1 protein-coding gene is annotated in these 427 nt (G+C 75.6%); it reads left to right on the top strand.

The window, feature by feature from the left end; all coding sequences use genetic code 11:
- Window positions 1-148: 148 nt before the first annotated feature.
- Window positions 149-427: hypothetical protein (locus ACFY9I_RS42520; protein WP_391012911.1), on the top strand; the 279-nt coding region annotated here is incomplete at its 3' end.

Here is a 427-nt window from a genome sequence, read left to right as displayed (position 1 = left end):
TCCGCGACGAGACGACCGCGCTCCTCCGCACCGAGGGCCGGCCAGACCTCGCCGACCACATCACCCGCGAGTGGCCCGGTTGGGCCGCCCGCATCGTCCCCGAGCAGATCGCCGCCGTGACCGGCACCGACGTAGGAGAGCGCCGACCGTGACCGCCAGCATTCCCACCCGCCTGGAGCGCCTGGAGCGCGACCGCTGCCCCGGGTGCGAGGACCCGCGGCCGCTCCCCGACCACCAGGCGTGCCTCGACCAGCCCATGCCGAACCGCGCTGAGGGCCGGGCGATCATTTTCGCCCGCACCGAGCAGCTGCTGGCCGCCGTCTGGCCCCGAGCCATCGGCGGAGACGCTCGGGCCGCCGCCACCGCCGTGCGGCTCCTCGACCAGCAGGCGCGCGTCCTGCTGCCGACGCACGACCGGGATTCGGAC

It is taken from the genome of Streptomyces sp. NPDC012510 (genome assembly GCF_042955065.1).
Taxonomy (GTDB): Bacteria; Actinomycetota; Actinomycetes; order Streptomycetales; family Streptomycetaceae; genus Streptomyces.
The sequence above is the reverse complement of the archived record's forward strand: the minus strand, read 5'-3'. Positions and strand labels throughout refer to the sequence as shown.